The organism is uncultured Agrobacterium sp., from assembly GCF_913777885.1.
Taxonomy (GTDB): Bacteria; Pseudomonadota; Alphaproteobacteria; order Rhizobiales; family Rhizobiaceae; genus Agrobacterium.
Genome location: NZ_CAJYTV010000016.1, coordinates 69,619 through 86,185, shown reverse-complemented (window position 1 = coordinate 86,185; position 16,567 = coordinate 69,619). Strand labels below are relative to the sequence as shown.

General features: G+C 56.9%; 12 protein-coding genes. 7 read left to right on the top strand and 5 right to left on the bottom strand.

Annotation, left to right across the window (positions count from 1 at the left end):
- Nucleotides 1-171 precede the first annotated feature (171 nt).
- On the top strand, nucleotides 172-2,022 hold the full coding sequence (locus QZ869_RS13965; RefSeq protein WP_296105518.1) for a DUF262 domain-containing protein: 1,851 nt from the start codon (nucleotides 172-174) through the stop codon (nucleotides 2,020-2,022).
- 61 nt (nucleotides 2,023-2,083) lie between these two features.
- Here QZ869_RS13965 and QZ869_RS13960 read toward each other — a convergent pair whose 3' ends face one another.
- Together QZ869_RS13960 and QZ869_RS13955 are read right to left on the bottom strand one after the other, a co-directional pair.
- Complete coding sequence (locus tag QZ869_RS13960) at nucleotides 2,084-4,405, bottom strand: transglycosylase domain-containing protein (protein WP_296105516.1); 2,322 nt, start codon at nucleotides 4,403-4,405, stop codon at nucleotides 2,084-2,086.
- A gap of 117 nt (nucleotides 4,406-4,522) precedes the next feature.
- Nucleotides 4,523-5,008, bottom strand: a complete 486-nt coding sequence (locus QZ869_RS13955; RefSeq protein ID WP_296105514.1) for a YbaK/EbsC family protein — start codon at nucleotides 5,006-5,008, stop codon at nucleotides 4,523-4,525.
- Between the two features lie 581 nt (nucleotides 5,009-5,589).
- On the opposite strand from QZ869_RS13955, the gene QZ869_RS13950 reads away from it, so the two are divergent.
- Nucleotides 5,590-5,799: a cold-shock protein gene (locus tag QZ869_RS13950; protein ID WP_296015816.1), complete on the top strand. Its 210-nt coding sequence runs from the start codon at nucleotides 5,590-5,592 to the stop codon at nucleotides 5,797-5,799.
- A gap of 430 nt (nucleotides 5,800-6,229) precedes the next feature.
- Here QZ869_RS13950 and QZ869_RS13945 read toward each other — a convergent pair whose 3' ends face one another.
- The 3 genes from QZ869_RS13945 to QZ869_RS13935 form a co-directional block, all read right to left on the bottom strand.
- Nucleotides 6,230-7,621 (bottom strand): M20/M25/M40 family metallo-hydrolase, encoded by a 1,392-nt coding sequence (locus QZ869_RS13945; RefSeq protein ID WP_296041064.1) that lies wholly within the window; start codon nucleotides 7,619-7,621, stop codon nucleotides 6,230-6,232.
- Between the two features lie 165 nt (nucleotides 7,622-7,786).
- Nucleotides 7,787-8,221, bottom strand: a complete 435-nt coding sequence (locus QZ869_RS13940) for a MarR family winged helix-turn-helix transcriptional regulator (protein ID WP_296105727.1) — start codon at nucleotides 8,219-8,221, stop codon at nucleotides 7,787-7,789.
- Nucleotides 8,222-8,525: 304 nt separating this feature from the next.
- Nucleotides 8,526-8,909 (bottom strand): hypothetical protein, encoded by a 384-nt coding sequence (locus QZ869_RS13935; RefSeq protein ID WP_296105512.1) that lies wholly within the window; start codon nucleotides 8,907-8,909, stop codon nucleotides 8,526-8,528.
- Nucleotides 8,910-8,999: 90 nt separating this feature from the next.
- Here QZ869_RS13935 and polA point away from each other — a divergent pair, with 90 nt between their 5' ends.
- The 5 genes from polA to QZ869_RS13910 all read left to right on the top strand — a co-directional run bounded on the left by polA (nucleotide 9,000) and on the right by QZ869_RS13910 (nucleotide 16,529).
- On the top strand, nucleotides 9,000-11,990 hold the full coding sequence (polA, locus tag QZ869_RS13930; protein WP_296077993.1) for a DNA polymerase I: 2,991 nt from the start codon (nucleotides 9,000-9,002) through the stop codon (nucleotides 11,988-11,990).
- A gap of 93 nt (nucleotides 11,991-12,083) precedes the next feature.
- The gene (locus tag QZ869_RS13925; protein ID WP_296105510.1) at nucleotides 12,084-12,806 is read left to right on the top strand and encodes a DUF1868 domain-containing protein; all 723 of its coding nucleotides are present in this window, start codon (nucleotides 12,084-12,086) and stop codon (nucleotides 12,804-12,806) included.
- Nucleotides 12,807-12,995: 189 nt separating this feature from the next.
- Nucleotides 12,996-13,181: a 50S ribosomal protein L32 gene (rpmF, locus tag QZ869_RS13920; RefSeq protein WP_016556742.1), complete on the top strand. Its 186-nt coding sequence runs from the start codon at nucleotides 12,996-12,998 to the stop codon at nucleotides 13,179-13,181.
- A gap of 166 nt (nucleotides 13,182-13,347) precedes the next feature.
- Complete coding sequence (locus tag QZ869_RS13915; protein WP_296105508.1) at nucleotides 13,348-15,171, top strand: sensor histidine kinase; 1,824 nt, start codon at nucleotides 13,348-13,350, stop codon at nucleotides 15,169-15,171.
- Entirely contained in the window at nucleotides 15,168-16,529 is a 1,362-nt protein-coding gene (locus QZ869_RS13910) for a sigma-54 dependent transcriptional regulator (RefSeq protein ID WP_296105506.1), read from the top strand. The genes QZ869_RS13915 and QZ869_RS13910 overlap by 4 nt, the downstream gene beginning before the upstream one ends.
- Nucleotides 16,530-16,567 lie beyond the last annotated feature (38 nt).

The following is a 16,567-nucleotide window of genomic DNA, read 5'->3' as shown; positions in this document are numbered from 1 at the left end:
AAAATCACCTCGCAATCGGAGGCAACCGACTTCTATTTTTAGATAGCTATAATCAAACGACAGGAAGTTACCCGAGAGCTATTGAATTATGCAAAATAATCTGAGAAGACATCACGCGTAAAACGAGTTTCTTATTAAAGAACAACCTGAAGATATTGGTAGGATCGATCAATGAAGCCTTATACTCGCTCCATTATAGAGTTGTTCGACGGCAAAAAGCGTTACCTGATTCCACTCTATCAGCGCCAATATGCATGGAGGGTGACACCACAGCTGGAGCTGCTTTGGGAGGACATTGAGCGGGCGATTGACCGGCTGAACTCAGATCGGTCAACTCTAACGCCTCATTTCATGGGCGCTATGGTGATCAACCAGCTCAAAACCTTTGGCAAACAAGTACAAGCCTACGAGATTATCGATGGCCAGCAACGTCTTACCACATTCCAACTTCTGCTATCCGCTATTCGTGATGTAGCTCAAAAGCATGGATCAAGGTATGCCGAAGAGCTTCAAAAGTATCTGACAAATGACGGAGTTATGGAGCATTCAGAAGTTGAACGCTTTAAACTTTGGCCTTCTCTTTCCGACCGGCGATCATTTGTGTCCATCGTAGACCCCGCGGTTAACGCGGATGCTATCACAGCAAAGCCCTCGGATGAGGACGGCTTTGTGCGACGCTCTGTGGCGGCACACGCTTTCTTCCGCGAGAAGGTAGAAACATTAGCGACCACCGATGGTGTCTTCGATGAACTTAAGCTTGAGCTTCTTTTCGAAGCACTGAAGGAAGGCTTGGCGGTGGTATCGATCGAGTTGGAGGGCGGCGACGATCCTCAAACCATATTCGAGACCTTAAACAGCCGCGGCGTCGATCTCACCCCTGCAGACTTGATGAGGAATTTTATTTTCCAGCGCGCCAAGGGAATGGGGCAGGATCAAGGGTCTCTCAAGGTTGATCAACTTTATGAGAAGCATTGGTTGCCGCTTGATCGCGCATTTTGGAGCCATGTTGCTTCGCGGGGCCGTCAAACCCGCCAACGTCTAGATTGGATGTTGACGGATCACCTTTCCATGCACTTGTCGGATATCGTATCCGTTGAAACACTTTTCGAACGCTATCGCCGATGGATTTTGAATGAGCGTCCGTTTGCTTCAGTCGGAGATGAACTAGAATCCATTACGGCGACTGCGTCAGTAGAAAAGCGTCTCTTCGATCAACATAAAGATGACCCGCTTGGCAGATTTGGCAGATTTGCAGACGCCTTTGACGTCTCCACGGCCATGCCATTGGTTGTTTATCTCGCTACCGCACCAGAAGCTATAGATGCTCTTCCAAGAGGTTTAGAGGTGTTGGAGAGTTACATTCTTCGACGCGATATCTGCGGACTTTCGACCAAAGGCTACAATCGCCTTTTCGTTGGAATAATAGAACGCTTACGGGCTGCTGGTCCCGATAAAATTGCGGCTCTAATCGAATATCTCTCAGGACGTCAGTCCGAAACAGAGAGGTGGCCGACAGATAGCGAATGGCAGAGCGGCTGGACAGGGCGCGACCAGTATCAGGGGACACGCCAGCCCCGGTTGAGGTATATTTTAGAGGCAATAGAACAAGCTAAGCGGTCAAGTCGGAATGAAGATATTGAGATCAAGTCGCAGCTAAGCGTCGAACACATAATGCCGCAAAAGTGGCAAACTCATTGGCCCGTTCTCGGCTTTGATCACGTGGAGGATGAAAACGATGCTGATTTGATTTTCCGAAACCTTCAGCGGCAGAGCGCCGTGAACAAGCTTGGCAACCTAACATTGTTGACGCAATCTCTAAACACGGCGGTTTCTCATGGTCCATTTTCTGTAAAGATGCCTGCCGTTCGTTCTCACTCCAGCTTAGCTTTAAATCGGGATTTAAATAAGTATGACGTGTGGGATGAGGACACTATTGCCGCTCGTAGTGTAGAGCTTTTCAGCATCGCGCGCCAGATTTGGGTAAGTCCAATCTCACAAGATCCTGCTGAGCAAGGAATTTGATAGCATTTCGAAAGACTTTAGCGAAACCCCGCGCTCCTAGTGAGAAACGCAACCGCCACCGTCAATTGCCCATCAGAATATCGAGAAGGGTCGTCTGCTTCGGTCCACCTTGTCGTGGCTGAGCACCGCCGCCGATATCTGCAGGCGGGACCGGCCCACCGGATTGCTGTGGTGGATAGGCTTGTTGCGGATATTCGGAGGGCGGCGCCGGGACCGTGCCTGCGGTCTGTTCAGCACCAACGGGTGCGGGCGGATACTCCGCCGGCGTGGGCGCAGAGCCACCGCCCAACGCATCGGAGATAATGTCGCCGATCGTCGCGGGTGCTTGCGGGCTTTGCGCCATGGGCTGACCGATTTCCTGGCCGCCATAAGCGCCAAGCCCAAAGAGTGGCGATGGCGACAGGCCGCTATGGGCTGCCGTCATGAATTCCTTCCAGGCTTTGGCCGGCAGACCACCACCCGTTACCTTCTTCATCGACGTGCCGTCATCATTGCCGAACCAGACACCGGTGGTTAGCTGGCTGGTGTAGCCGACAAAAAGCGCATCGCGGAAAGACTGAGTCGTGCCGGATTTACCGGCTGCCTGCCAACCTTTAAGACGCGCAGCCTTGCCGGTACCCTCATTGATGACGCCCGTCAGCATGCCGTTCATCGTTGCGGCGATGCCCTCATCCAGAACGCGGGGCGGGTTGTCGTATTTGTTTTCGTAGAGAACCTTGCCATCGGCATCGGTGATACGCTTGACGATATGAGGCGTTGCCTTGAAACCGCCATTCATCATCGGCGCATAGGCAGACGTCAGTTCCAGCAGCGAAACTTCGGACGTGCCGAGCGCAATCGAGGCATTGGCCTGAAGGTCGGATTCGATACCCATGCGATGCGCCACCTGCGTAACCTTGTTGGGTCCGACCTCCATGACGAGCTGCGCGGCAATCGTGTTGAGCGAATTGGCAATTGCGGTCGCAAGCGTCACTTCGCCACGATATTTCTGATCGTAATTTTCCGGCGTCCAGTTCCCGATCCTGACCGGCGCGTCGTTGCGCACGGAGTTCGGTGTCAGGCCGGATTCGAGTGCGGCGATATAAACGAAGGGCTTGAAGGCAGAGCCTGGCTGGCGTTTGGCCTTGGTGGCACGATTGAACTGGCTTTCGGCATAATCTGCACCGCCGACGACGGCGCGCACGGCACCTGCCCCGTCCATCGAGACGAGCGCCGCCTGCGAAGCACCGAGCTTCTTGCCTTCGCTCTTCAGCACATCGTTCAGCGCCTTCTCGGCATCCTTCTCAAGATTGAGATCGATGGTCGTATCAATCGTCAGATCCTGCTTCACGTCGCCGATCAGACTTTTGACCTCATCCATGACCATATCGGCCGCATAGTGCTCGGCACCCGACCAGAAGCGCTTGGCCTTGGTGGGTGGCTGCGACATGGCGGTCTTGATCTCGTCTTCGGAGATGAAACCGACATCGCGCATGGATTGCAGCACCACCTGCGCCCGTTCTTCCGCCGCCTGCGGATCACGCGCAGGAGACAGGCGCGAGGGCGCTTTCAACAATCCCGCCAGCATCGCCGCTTCGCCGAGGTTCACGTCACGCGCCGATTTGTTGAAGTATCGGCGCGAGGCGGCCTCGACGCCATAGGCGTTCGAACCGAAATAGACGCGGTTCAGATACATCGCCAGAATCTGATCCTTGGTGTATTTCTGCTCCAGCCAGATGGCGAGAAGCGCTTCCTGGATCTTGCGCTCCAGCGTCTGCTCCGGAGAGAGGAAGAGGTTCTTGGCCAATTGCTGCGTCAGGGTCGAGCCGCCCTGAACCGTGCGACCATGCAGAAGATTGGTGACCACTGCGCGCCCGAGGCCGAGCGGATCGACACCGAAGTGCGAGTAGAATCGGCGATCTTCGATCGCAATCACCGCCTGCGGGATATAGGGCGACATATCTTCGAGCGCCAAAGCCTCGCCGCCTGTCGTGCCTCTGTTGGCCAGGATTGTGCCGTCAACCGCGACAATTTTCAGGTTCGGCGGGCGCTCTGGAATGGCCCAAGTGCTGGCGTTCGGCATGCGTGCGCCATAATAAATGACGACACCGGCGACCGCGATACCGCCCCAGATTCCGAGCACGATGCACCAATAGATGATCCGCCGGAAAAAGCCGGTGATCCCGCCGCGCTCACGCGTTTCTCGCCTCGATTTCGATTTCGATTTCGACGGCTTCGTTCCGCGCTTTTTAGGCGGCGGCGCATCGGAGGGACCTGACTTTCGGCTACCCGCATTGGTGCCGGCAACCCGATCACTGGCATCGAGACGCAGATCATCGCCGGAATCATGAAAATCCCCAAAAGAAGGTTCGACTCTCTGGCGTGATTTTCCGCTACCGGCCATCTGTGAGAAACTGCTCCATGATAACTAATGTCGCGCCGGACATCGCGTGACACCGAAGGTGAATCCCGTTGAAGCTTAAATGCGGCGATTTAAGGTGGCGTTAAGGCGCAACCGGCTTCACTTTGGCGTCACCGCGAACGGGGGTAACTGGCAGACGTCGACCCACTCGGCCTTGGTCAAGCTCACCAGGCGCTCTGGCGAAATCCGCACCGCCGCGTTAATCGCACCTGCCGCAGGCACGACCTCGGCATAATCCTTCAGTGACACATCGCAATAGACCGGTAAATCGGAAGGCAAGCCAAAAGGACAAACGCCACCGACTGGATGGCTCGTTACCTCGACCACCTCTTGCGCATCCAGCATGCGAGGCTTGGCGGAGAAGCGATCCCTGAATTTCCGGTTGTCCAGACGCTTCATACCAGCGGTGACGACGAGGAGAATGGTTTCTCCCGCCCTAACGCAGATCGTCTTGGCTATCTGATCCGGATCGACGCCATGCGCTTCCGAGGCAAGTGCCACGGTGGCAGAACTGGCTTCGGTCTCCAGAACCTCAATATCTGGAGCATGGGTCGCGAAATAGTCTTGGACGGAACGAAGGCTCATGCGCAATCTTTAGGCGCACCCGGCCATGGAGGCAAGAGGACGCCTCATAGCTATGCGCAAAACGCAATGCTGCGCTGCAATGATATTTCTGTTTTCGGACGGAAACTCCTGTATCTTACAAGCATCGAAGCGACGCACTCCTCCTCCCAGCGTCGCCCGATTGGACTGACAGCACTCCTCCTCCCAGTTGTCAGTCAGTTTTAAAAACCCGGCGCACCTCCTCCCGCGCCGGGTTTTTTATTGCCTTGATGGCAGAAGCTCCCTTCATTTCATCATCTCAGTATCCGGGGTATGCTCGCAGATCCCTCGGCCTCACAACAACCGCGAGCGCGATGCCTTTTGATGCAGGACAACGCGACGCGCTCTATTGAAATTTGCCCGTGAGATTTGTCGTGAAACGGTGTTGAGGGGAAACTTGACTTATTCGTTCACCCGCCCTACTTCTCTCGCATCGATATTTGTTTGACGACCAGAGCTTCGGCGTCCCAAAGACGCTCAGACGATCTTTCTTTCCTTCAAATTCGACCAAAACCGCGCTGGCTTTCAGTGCAAAAGTAATACGCCAACGGAAGGAACTCGTTATGGCTACTGGTACAGTTAAGTGGTTCAACGCAACCAAGGGCTACGGCTTCATTCAGCCTGACGACGGCGCACAGGACGTGTTCGTACACATCTCTGCAGTCGAGCGCGCTGGCATGAGCGGTCTCAAGGACGGTCAGAAGATCTCCTACGAACTCGTTCAGGACCGTCGTTCTGGCAAGATGTCTGCAGACAGCCTCGTCGCTGCCTGATCATGATTTGGCTGGTTTGACCAGTCTGTCAGTTGAAAAGCCGAGATCTCGCGTCTCGGCTTTTTGCGTTTTAAAGGCATCTGACGAATAATGGGCCCTTGTCCTTGTAAAAGAGATCATGCCAACCAATATAAGGTACATCAGTGTTTCGGCAGTTCCCGATGAGGCTTTGATGAGCCGCCGCGTTGCAGCCCGGTTAATGAAAAATTAACCAAAGCGCGCAATGATCAAAGGGAAGACATGAGCGACAGTAAATATGCTGGCGCCGTGCTGAGACACAAAACCGTTTTTGCACTTTGACCACGGATGTACTGGCACTGATCGCATAAACGGAAATGAAAGGTCGGGCTTGCCCGGCCTTTTTGTTTTTCTGGGCCTACCCCCCGAGGATCAGTGACGCCAAAGGCGGCACTGTCTGTCTCCCATTCGATTATTTGGCGCTTAATGCCGATAGGATCCGCACCCATGAGCGCGTTCCCTTGTGGAAAGACTTGAGCTCGTACTTCTCATTGGGCGAGTGAATGCGGTCGTCGGTGAGGCCGAAGCCAATCATCAGCGAATCCATGCCGAGCATCTTCTGGAAGTCGCCAACAATCGGGATCGATCCACCCATGCCGATGACCACGGCAGGCTTTGCCCATTCATCCGACAGCGCCGACTTCGCCTTGGTCAAGGCTGGCGAGTCGTAGGAGAGATGGATGGCTGGCGAGCCGCCATGTTCGTGGAATTCGACCGAGCAATCTGCCGGAATCTTAGAACGTACATAGGCGCGAAAGCTCTCGCGGATTGCGGATGGATCCTGACGGCCGACAAGGCGGAAGGACACCTTTGCAGAGGCTTTTGCGGCGATAACGGTCTTGAAGCCTTCGCCCGTATAACCGCCAGTGATGCCGTTCACTTCCGCCGTCGGCCGCGCCCAAGTCAGCTCGAGGACTGAACGTCCTTTTTCTCCAGCCGGAACGGAAAGACCAACTTCGCCGAGGAAGGATTCTGCCGTGCGGCCGAGATTATCCCACGAAGCCTTGATGTTGGCGGGAGTTTCCTCCACGCCCTCGTAGAACCCGGGCAATGTCACGCGACCCGTTTCATCATGCAGCCCGGCGAGAATGTCGGTCAGGATATGGATCGGGTTGGCCGCAGCACCGCCGAAGAGGCCGGAATGCAGGTCGCGATCGGCAGCGGTGATGACGATTTCCTCGCCGACAAGACCGCGCAGAGCCGCAGCGATCGCAGGCGTTTCGGGGTCCCACATGCTGGTATCGCAGACCAGAGCGTAATCTGCTTTCAGCTCGCCTGAGTTGGCGTCCAGGAACGGTTTTAGCGAGGGCGAGCCGGATTCCTCTTCGCCTTCGAAGAGAATGGTGACGCGGATCGGCAGCGAACCGCTGGTCTGCTTATAGGCGCGACATGCTTCGACAAAGGTCATCAACTGGCCCTTGTCGTCTGATGTGCCGCGACCCGAAATCACCTGACGACCGCCGCCGATATCCTTCAACTTGGCATCAAAGGGATCATCCTGCCATAGATCGATCGGATCGACAGGCTGAACATCGTAGTGGCCGTAAAACAGCACATGCGGCGCGTCGGCTGTTGCTCCATCATGATGCGCGACGACCATGGGATGGCCTGCGGTGTCACGAATGGAAGCGTCGAAGCCAATATTGGTCAGATCGCGCACCAGCCATTCGGCCGCCTTGCGGCACTCCGCCTTGTAGGCCGGATCGGTGGAGATGGACTTGATACGAACAAGTTCGAAAAGTCTCTCAAGGCTGGAGGGAAGATTGTCGTCAACCGCCGAGAGAACGGGGGAAATATCTGTCATTGCATGATCCTGTCATGTCGGGCGCGCCATAGGTCTTCCGACTGCGCTCCACCTTCTGGAAATCTGCGCATCTGGCAGCGCGATCATCCAAGTCAGATCATGTCGCCCATGCACAAGATGGCGCGACGATAGAGCAATTGACCAGCAGTTTCGAGCCGGAAAATATCATCTTTCGGATTTGGCCGCCTCAATGGCCCGCGACATATATTCCAGCAGCAATTGCCGTTCGAACTTCAAAAGGTCCTTGAGCAGCGCCTCTTCCGTTTCGTTCGAAGCGGCGATCGCCGCCTCTTCCAGAGCGCGCCCCGCTTGCGTCAGCATGATGATCTGCGAGCGGCGATCAGTGGGATGGGGCTTTCGCTCGACAAGACCATCGCGCTGCATGCGCGCGAGCGTATTGGCCAGCGTCGCCTGCTCTATGTCGACCCGGTCGAGCAACTGGCGCTGCGTCAACCTGTCCTCCTTCCACAGTTCCAGCAGAACGGGAAACTGGCCAGGCGAAAACCCAAGCTCTGCTGTGCGTCTTTGCAGCGCAAGCGAAAAACACTTTGCCAGTTGCGCCGCAAGATAGGCTACCGAGTCCTGTCGAGAAAATCCCATCGGGCAGATCGTCCGGATCATTTACATATCGTACGATGTACAGCGGCATGCTTTCGCGAGGCATGCGCGAGCCAGGAGGACGCGCGAAAGAAAACCGCCATGACCGGGAGGGGACGGTCATGGCGGCCATATTGAGGGACAAAGGCCCGGAGAGGGGGAAAGGCCTTTGTCCGGTCTGACGCGGCGGGGGACGAGCCAGCTATCAGACTACGGCGTGATCAGTCGCCGTCCTCTGAGAAATGAGGCTGCAAATGCGGCTTTTCAAGGGAAGAGCGGATTACAAATCGGTAACGTTCCGGTGAGATTACTTGGCGTTATTTCTGCGCTTTTGCTGAAGCCAGGTGATGCCTGTCAGCGCACCACCAATCAGAGCCGTCATCCAAATAAAGTCCATCACCATGCGGGCCGCGGCACTATCGGCATGAGCGACGATGATGACGACAAACCCGGCCAGGAGTGCCGCGTCTGCGAACTGAAACTTTGCCACTTCCCACATATTTGCATCCACTGCGGCATTGTCGGGAAAATACGTTTGAAGACCTTTGGTCGCCAGCAGGTAAAGGGGGACGATGGCCGTCTTTGCCACTGTCAGTGAGGCGGCATCACCCAAGAACCAGGATGTTGCAGCAACACCCGCCATCAGGGCGATCGAAACGAGCAAGGCCGTTGTGGTAGATGTTGTATGCATCAAGAACCTCGCGAGACCGTGGAAGAAACTTGCTGGGTACTTGAGGGCGACGATAGACCTTTTTGCCGTCTCGCGCTATCCATGCTTCCCATGAAAAAAGGCGATCATCTCTTCCTCGTGGACGGCTCCGGTTTCATTTTCCGCGCTTTCCATGCCATCCCCCCGCTCAACCGCAAGTCCGATGGATTGCCGGTCAATGCTGTATCCGGCTTCTGTAACATGCTGTGGAAGCTGTTGAAGGATGCGCGCAACACCGATGTGGGGGTGACGCCAACGCATTTTGCGGTGATCTTCGATTACTCGTCCAAGACCTTCCGCAATGAGCTCTACGACCTCTACAAGGCCAATCGCTCAGCACCGCCGGAAGATCTCGTTCCGCAATTCGGCCTGATCCGCCATGCCACCCGCGCCTTCAACCTGCCTTGCATCGAGACCGAAGGTTTCGAGGCCGATGATATCATCGCCACCTATGCCCGCCAGGCGGAAGCGATCGGTGCGGATGTCACCATCATTTCCTCCGACAAGGACCTGATGCAGCTTGTCACGCCAAATGTGCATATGTACGACGCGATGAAGGACAAGCAGATCGGCGTGCCGGACGTCATCGAAAAATGGGGCGTGGCCCCGGAAAAGATGATCGACTTGCAGGCGATGACCGGCGATTCCACCGATAATATTCCGGGCATTCCCGGCATCGGGCCGAAGACGGCGGCGCAGCTGCTGGAGGAATATGGCAACCTCGACACGCTGCTGGAGCGCGCGGGCGAAATCAAGCAACAAAAGCGCCGGGAAAACATCATCGCCAATGCGGAACTGGCCCGCCTCTCCCGTCAGCTCGTTTCGCTCAGGACCGACGTGCCGCTGGAGCTTGCGCTGGATGCGCTGACCCTTGAGCCGCAGGATGGCCCGAAGCTCATCGCCTTTCTGAAGGCGATGGAGTTTACCACGCTGACACGCCGCGTGGCGGAAGCGACTGGCGCCGATGCCGCCGCGATAGAACCCGCGCATGTTCCGGTGGAGCGCGGCGCGGAGGCCCATGGTCCTGATCTCGATGCTATCACGGATGCGCCGGATGCTGCATCCGTTCCGCTTGGCGAAGAGTCCGTGTCCGATGTCGGCGCCGTTCTCTCCAAAGCAGAAGGCGATACGCCGCAGGCGCTTGCCTCGGCGCGCGAAACCATATTCGCCGCCGCCAAGATCGATACGACCGCTTACCAGACCATCCGCAGCATCGAGGAACTGGATCGATGGGTCGCCATGGCGCGAGAGACGGGCGTGGTTGCCTTCGATACCGAGACGACCTCGCTTGATCCGATGATGGCGGAGTTGGTCGGCTTCTCGCTTGCGATTGCCGATAACAGCAAGAATGCCAGCGGTACGGACATCATCGCAGCCTATGTTCCCTTGACCCACAAGACGGGCTCCGGCGGCGATCTCTTCAGCGACGGCATCAAGCTGGCCCCCGACCAAATCCCTTTCGACCTGGCGCTTTCACGGCTGAAAGACCTGCTCGAAGATCCGGCGGTTCTGAAGGTCGCGCAAAACCTCAAATATGATTACCTGCTCGTCAAGCGCCTCGGCATCGTGATGCAGAGCTACGACGATACCATGCTGCTCTCCTACGTCTTGGAGGCTGGCAAGGGCGCGCATGGCATGGATGCGCTTTCCGAGCGCTGGCTGGGCCACAAGCCGATTGCCTACAAGGACGTTGCAGGTTCCGGGAAATCCGGCGTGACCTTCGATTTCGTCGATATCGACAAGGCCACCGCCTATGCTGCCGAAGATGCCGACGTAACGCTCAGGCTCTGGATGGTGCTGAAACCCCGCCTCGTCGCTGATCGTCTGACGAGCGTCTACGAGCGGCTGGAGCGACCGCTGGTGCCGGTTCTGGCCCATATGGAAGAGCGCGGCATTTCTGTTGACCGACAGATCCTGTCGCGGCTTTCCGGCGAACTGGCCCAGAAGGCCGCTGCCTTCGAGGAAGACGTTTACGAGCTTGCCGGCGAGAAATTCAATATCGGTTCGCCCAAGCAGCTTGGCGATATCCTGTTCGGCAAGATGGGTCTGCCCGGCGGTTCCAAGACCAAGACCGGGCAATGGTCTACCTCCGCCTCCGTGCTGGAAGACCTCGCCGCCGAAGGTATGGAACTGCCGCGCAAGATCGTCGACTGGCGCCAGCTGACCAAGCTCAAATCCACCTATACGGATGCGCTGCCGGGTTACATTCATGCCGATACCAAACGGGTGCATACCTCCTATTCTCTGGCATCAACGACGACTGGGCGTCTATCCTCTTCGGAACCCAACCTTCAGAACATTCCGGTACGCACCGCCGAGGGCCGCAAGATCAGGACGGCCTTCGTTTCCACGCCCGGCAACAAGCTGCTGTCTGCCGACTACAGTCAGATCGAATTGCGCGTGCTCGCGCATGTCGCCGATATCCCGCAGTTGAGAAATGCCTTCGAGAACGGCATCGATATTCATGCTATGACGGCATCGGAAATGTTCGGTGTCCCGGTGGAAGGCATGCCGTCTGAGGTGCGTCGCCGCGCCAAGGCGATCAATTTCGGCATCATTTATGGCATTTCTTCCTTCGGTCTTGCCAATCAGCTCAGCATCGGTCGCTCGGAGGCGGGTGAGTACATCAAGAAGTATTTCGAGCGTTTCCCCGGCATTCGCGACTACATGGAAAACACCAAGGCCTATGCCCGCGAGCATGGCTATGTTGAAACCATCTTCGGTCGTCGTATCCATTATCCGGAAATCAAGTCTTCAAACCCCTCGGTCAGAGCGTTCAACGAACGGGCCGCAATCAATGCGCCAATCCAGGGCTCTGCTGCCGATATCATTCGCCGCGCAATGATCCGCATGGAGCCCGCGCTGGAACAGGCGAAGCTTTCGGCCCGCATGCTGCTTCAGGTGCATGACGAACTGATCTTCGAGGTTGAAGACGGCGAGATCGAAAAAACGCTGCCGGTTGTAGTGTCCATAATGGAAAACGCCGCAATGCCCGCCATCGATATGAAGGTGCCGTTGCAGGTGGACGCACGCGCTGCCGATAACTGGGATGAGGCGCACTAAAGCATGATCCGCGTAAAAGTGAGCAGCGGTTCGGATGTCACGCGCCTGTCGCGCATGAAGCGTAGGTGAAGGCTTCTATCAAGGAGCCTTCCCATGCACGCCCCGCTCGTTTCACCTACGCTTGCAAAGTTCTCGACAACCTATCAGACGACACCACCCCGCCATCTGGGAACGCGCTATTCTCCGGAAGGAGAGTTTCTGCCCGAGCCGGGCAACACGGTTGTCTGCCATCTGGTCGAGGGGTCGCAATCTCAAAAGGCGGTCATTGCCGCCCGTCAGCGGCTTCTCGATATGCCTGAAGCTGACACACATCTTGCCTTCACGCCCGTCTCCAGCCTGCACATGACGGTGTTTCAGGGCATCATCGAGCATCGCCGCTCTTGGCCTTACTGGCCGAAGGAGATGCCGCAGGACAGCGCGATCGACGCGATGACGGCCTTCTATCTCGAGCGCCTCGCAGACTTTCCAAAGCTGCCAGCCTTCCACATGCAGGCAACCTGCGTCACGCCGCTTGGTTTGCGGCTGACCGGTGCGAGCATTGAAGACGACAGGATAATCGCCACATGGCGGGAGGCGTTTGCCGATGCCTTTGGTTATCGTCACCCTGACCACGAGACTTACGAATTCCACATCACATTCGCCTATACTCGCCGCTGGTTTGAGCCGGACAGCCTGCCCCGGTGGCAGGTAATGCTGGATGACTGCCTCGACGAATTGCGAGCGGCGGCACCGGTCATCGAAATGCGTCCACCAGCCTTCTGTGCATTTGCCGACATGAACCACTTTGAGGAGTTGCTTGTCTTCAATCCCGTCTGATAAGGATGTCGCCCAAGGATACCGATTTTCGATTGCATATCGGTATCTCTCGAAAAAATGCGTGTCAGGGCTGGTCAAAGCCCCATGAGGCATGTATAAGCGCGCCAAATTTCCGATATCGAGACATGCGACATTCGGCCTAAGGTTTGGCTGGTTCCCGTGTTTCGCCGCTTCAGTGGAGTAACACAAATGGCAGTTCCTAAAAGAAAAACGAGCCCGTCCAAGCGCGGTATGCGCCGTTCGGCAGACGCCCTCAAGGCAGCAACATACGTCGAAGACAAGAACTCCGGCGAACTGCGTCGCCCGCACCACATCGACCTGAAGACAGGCATGTACCGCGGCCGTCAGGTTCTGACGCCGAAGGAAAGCGCATAATCAGCGCTTCCTGATACACTTGCATGACGAACGAGCCGGCCTTTGGGTCGGCTTTTTTGTTGCCTTGTCGTGTCTTCGCAATGCCGCTTGGAAAATAGTTCACCCGCACATACTATCCTCAATAGGAGGGCAGATCTTTCGGGATGTGCCATGTGGAGGGGTTTGAGTGAGATATCGGTGGGTTGGCATCCTTCTGCTTTGCCTGGCTCTGTGCGGCTTCGCCTTCACCAAGGGACGCGAACTGCTGGCGGAAAGCTACCTCAACGAGGCTGCCGAACAGGGCGGAACAACGTTACGCCTCGCCGTCTCCGCCCTTGGCGGGCATCTCAACCGATACGAGCCGTTGCCGGCATTGATGGCCGATCACGATGACATCGAAGAGCTGGTTGCACATCCCGAAGACCAGCGTCTCAGAGAGCGCGCCAATATCTATCTGAAGTCGATCAACGACCTTCTTAAATCCTCCGACATCTACATCATGACGCTGGACGGTGAAACAATCGCCGCCAGCAATTATGATGGCCCCGCAAGCTTCATCGGGCAAAATTTCAGCTATCGACCGTATTTCCAGGATGCCGCCAAGGGCCTACAATCGCGCTTCTTTGCACTTGGCACCACGTCGCACAAGCGCGGCTATTATTTTGCCTCGCCCATTCTGTTCAACGATGTCATCAAAGGCGTCATTGTCTTCAAGGTGGATATCGAAGGCATCGAAGCCTCCTTCGGCACCGGTGAAAACCGCATCGTCGTCACCGATCCGGAAGGCATCATCTTCATGACCGGGGTGCCGCAGTGGCTCTATTCGGCAATCTTGCCGCTGACGCCGGACAGAATCGCTCGAACCGAAGCCTCCCGCCGCTATGCGGACGCCAAGCTCAGCCAGCTGCCGGTGACCGAAGGCACCTTCGGCAGTCATCGGTTGATGGCGGTCCGCGAAGGGCAGCAGGACCGGGAATATCTCGTTCTCTCCCAGCCGATGCCGGAAGCAGGCTGGACCGTGAATGTGCTGATGGATACTGGTTCGGTGCGCACACAGGTGCAGACGATGCTGCTGGCCGCCCTGCTCTGCCTTGGCCTCGCCGGCGCTTTGCTCGCGGCCATGCTGCAAAGACGAAGGCGCTTGCAGGACCGCCTCGTGCATCAGGCGGAGGCCCAGGCCGAGCTGGAGCGTCGCGTGGAGGAACGCACTGCCGATCTGGCGCGGATGAACTGCGACATCAAGCGCGAGATCGCCGAGCGTCGACAGACCGAAAAGCAGTTGCGCAAGACCCAGAAGGATCTGATCCAGGCGGGCAAGCTTGCAGCCCTTGGCCAGATGTCGGCAGCCCTCTCGCACGAATTCAACCAGCCGCTCGCGGCAGCAAAGACCTATGCCGAAAGCGCCTCGCTCTTGATCGAACGCGGACGCGTGGAGGAGGCAAGCTCCAACCTGTCTCGCATCTCAGCCCTGATCGACAGGATGGCTTCGATCAGCAAACACCTGCGCAACTTCGCCCGAAAACCCAATGAGCATGTCGGCCCGGTTCCGCTCGACGCAGTGGTGGCCGATACGCTCGAGATCGTCAGCGCCCGGCTGAAGGCGGCGGATGCCCAATTGCACGTGGCGCTTGGACCGGAGACGCTTTTCGTCAAGGCCGGGCCGGTGCGTCTGCAGCAGGTGCTGGTCAACATCATCTCCAATGCCGCCGATGCGGTGGAGGGGCTGGACGACAGACGTATCCATCTCACCGCACACAAGAGCGAGGGCAAGGTCATCGTTTCCGTGCGCGATCACGGTCCCGGCGTGCCGCCTGCGATCATGGAGCGTATCTTCGACCCGTTCTTTTCCACCAAAGGCGTCGGCAAGGGTCTCGGTCTCGGCTTGTCGATCTCCTATAATATCGTCAAGGATTTTGGCGGACGGCTGATCGTCACCAACCTTGAGAATGGCGGCGCGCGTTTCGATATTGAACTCGACGCCGAAACACCGATGGAGATTGCCGCGGAATGAGCCTGTCCCGCGTATTGCTGATTGATGACGAAGAGGATTTGCGACTTTCCACTGCTCAGGCGCTGGAACTTGCGGGGCTGGATGTCATCATCATCGACAATGCCGATCATGTCTTCGAACTGATCGGCTATAGCTTCGATGGCGTGATCGTCAGCGACATCCGCATGCCGGGTATCGATGGCATGAGCCTGTTGCAGAAGGTTCGGGAGCTGGATGCCGAAATTCCCGTCATCCTCGTCACCGGTCACGGCGACGTGCAGCTTGCGGTGAGCGCCATGCGCAACGGCGCCTACGACTTTATCGAAAAGCCCTTCAGTATTCACTATCTCGCCAGCATCATCAAACGCGCCATGGATCGGCGCTCGCTTGTGCTGGAAAATCGCCGCCTGCGCGCCGTTGCCGGAAAGCGCGACGACCTTGAAACGCGCCTGCCCGGACGCACTCAAGCCATGGTTGATCTGCGCTACCGCATCCGCGCCATAGGAGCTGCCGATGCCGATACTTTGATCATTGGCGATACCGGTGCGGGCAAGGAGGTCGTGGCGCGGGCGCTGCACGATATCAGTGCGCGTGCCGACCGTCCCTTCGTTGCCATCAACTGCGCGGCTCTGCCGCAGCATTTGATCGAAAGCGAACTCTTCGGTCATGAAGCGGGTGCCTTTCCAGGAGCGCTCAGAGCCCGCTACGGCAAGTTCGAGCATGCGCGTGGTGGCACCATACTTCTCGACGAGATTGGCTCCATGCCGCCCGATATGCAGGGCAAGCTGCTGCGCGTCCTTCAGGAGCGCACCATCACGCGCCTCGGCTCCAACGAGACAGTAGAGCTCGATGTCCGCTTTATTGCCACGAGCAAGACGGACCTGGCGCAGGAAGCACTTGCCGGGCGCTTCCGGCAGGATTTGCTTTATAGGTTGAATGTCGCGACCATCCGTGTCCCGTCACTGGCGCAACGGCAAAGCGATATTCCCCTGCTTTTCCTACACTTGGTGAGAGAAGCCGCCGCGCGCTACGGGCGCGACGACATGGAGGTCCCGTCCACCATCATTTCATCGCTTGCTATGCGTGAGTGGCCGGGCAATGTCCGTGAGCTGAGAAACGAAGCGGACCGGTTCGTTCTTGGCCTCGATGGTCGTTCTGGCGAAGGATCGCAAAGCGATCCACTTGGGAGTCACGGTCTTTCCGCCAAGGTAGCGGAATTCGAAAAGGGCATTATCGCAAGAACAATCGCGACCCATAAAGGCAATCTGAAAGCCGTCTATGAGACGCTCGGAATATCGCGCAAGACGCTCTATGAAAAAATGCAGAAATACGCTTTGACCAAGAACGCTCCCATCGACGAAGACATGACGAACTCCTGAGTTTGCTCTCTTCTTATCGTCATGGGTAGAAATCCACC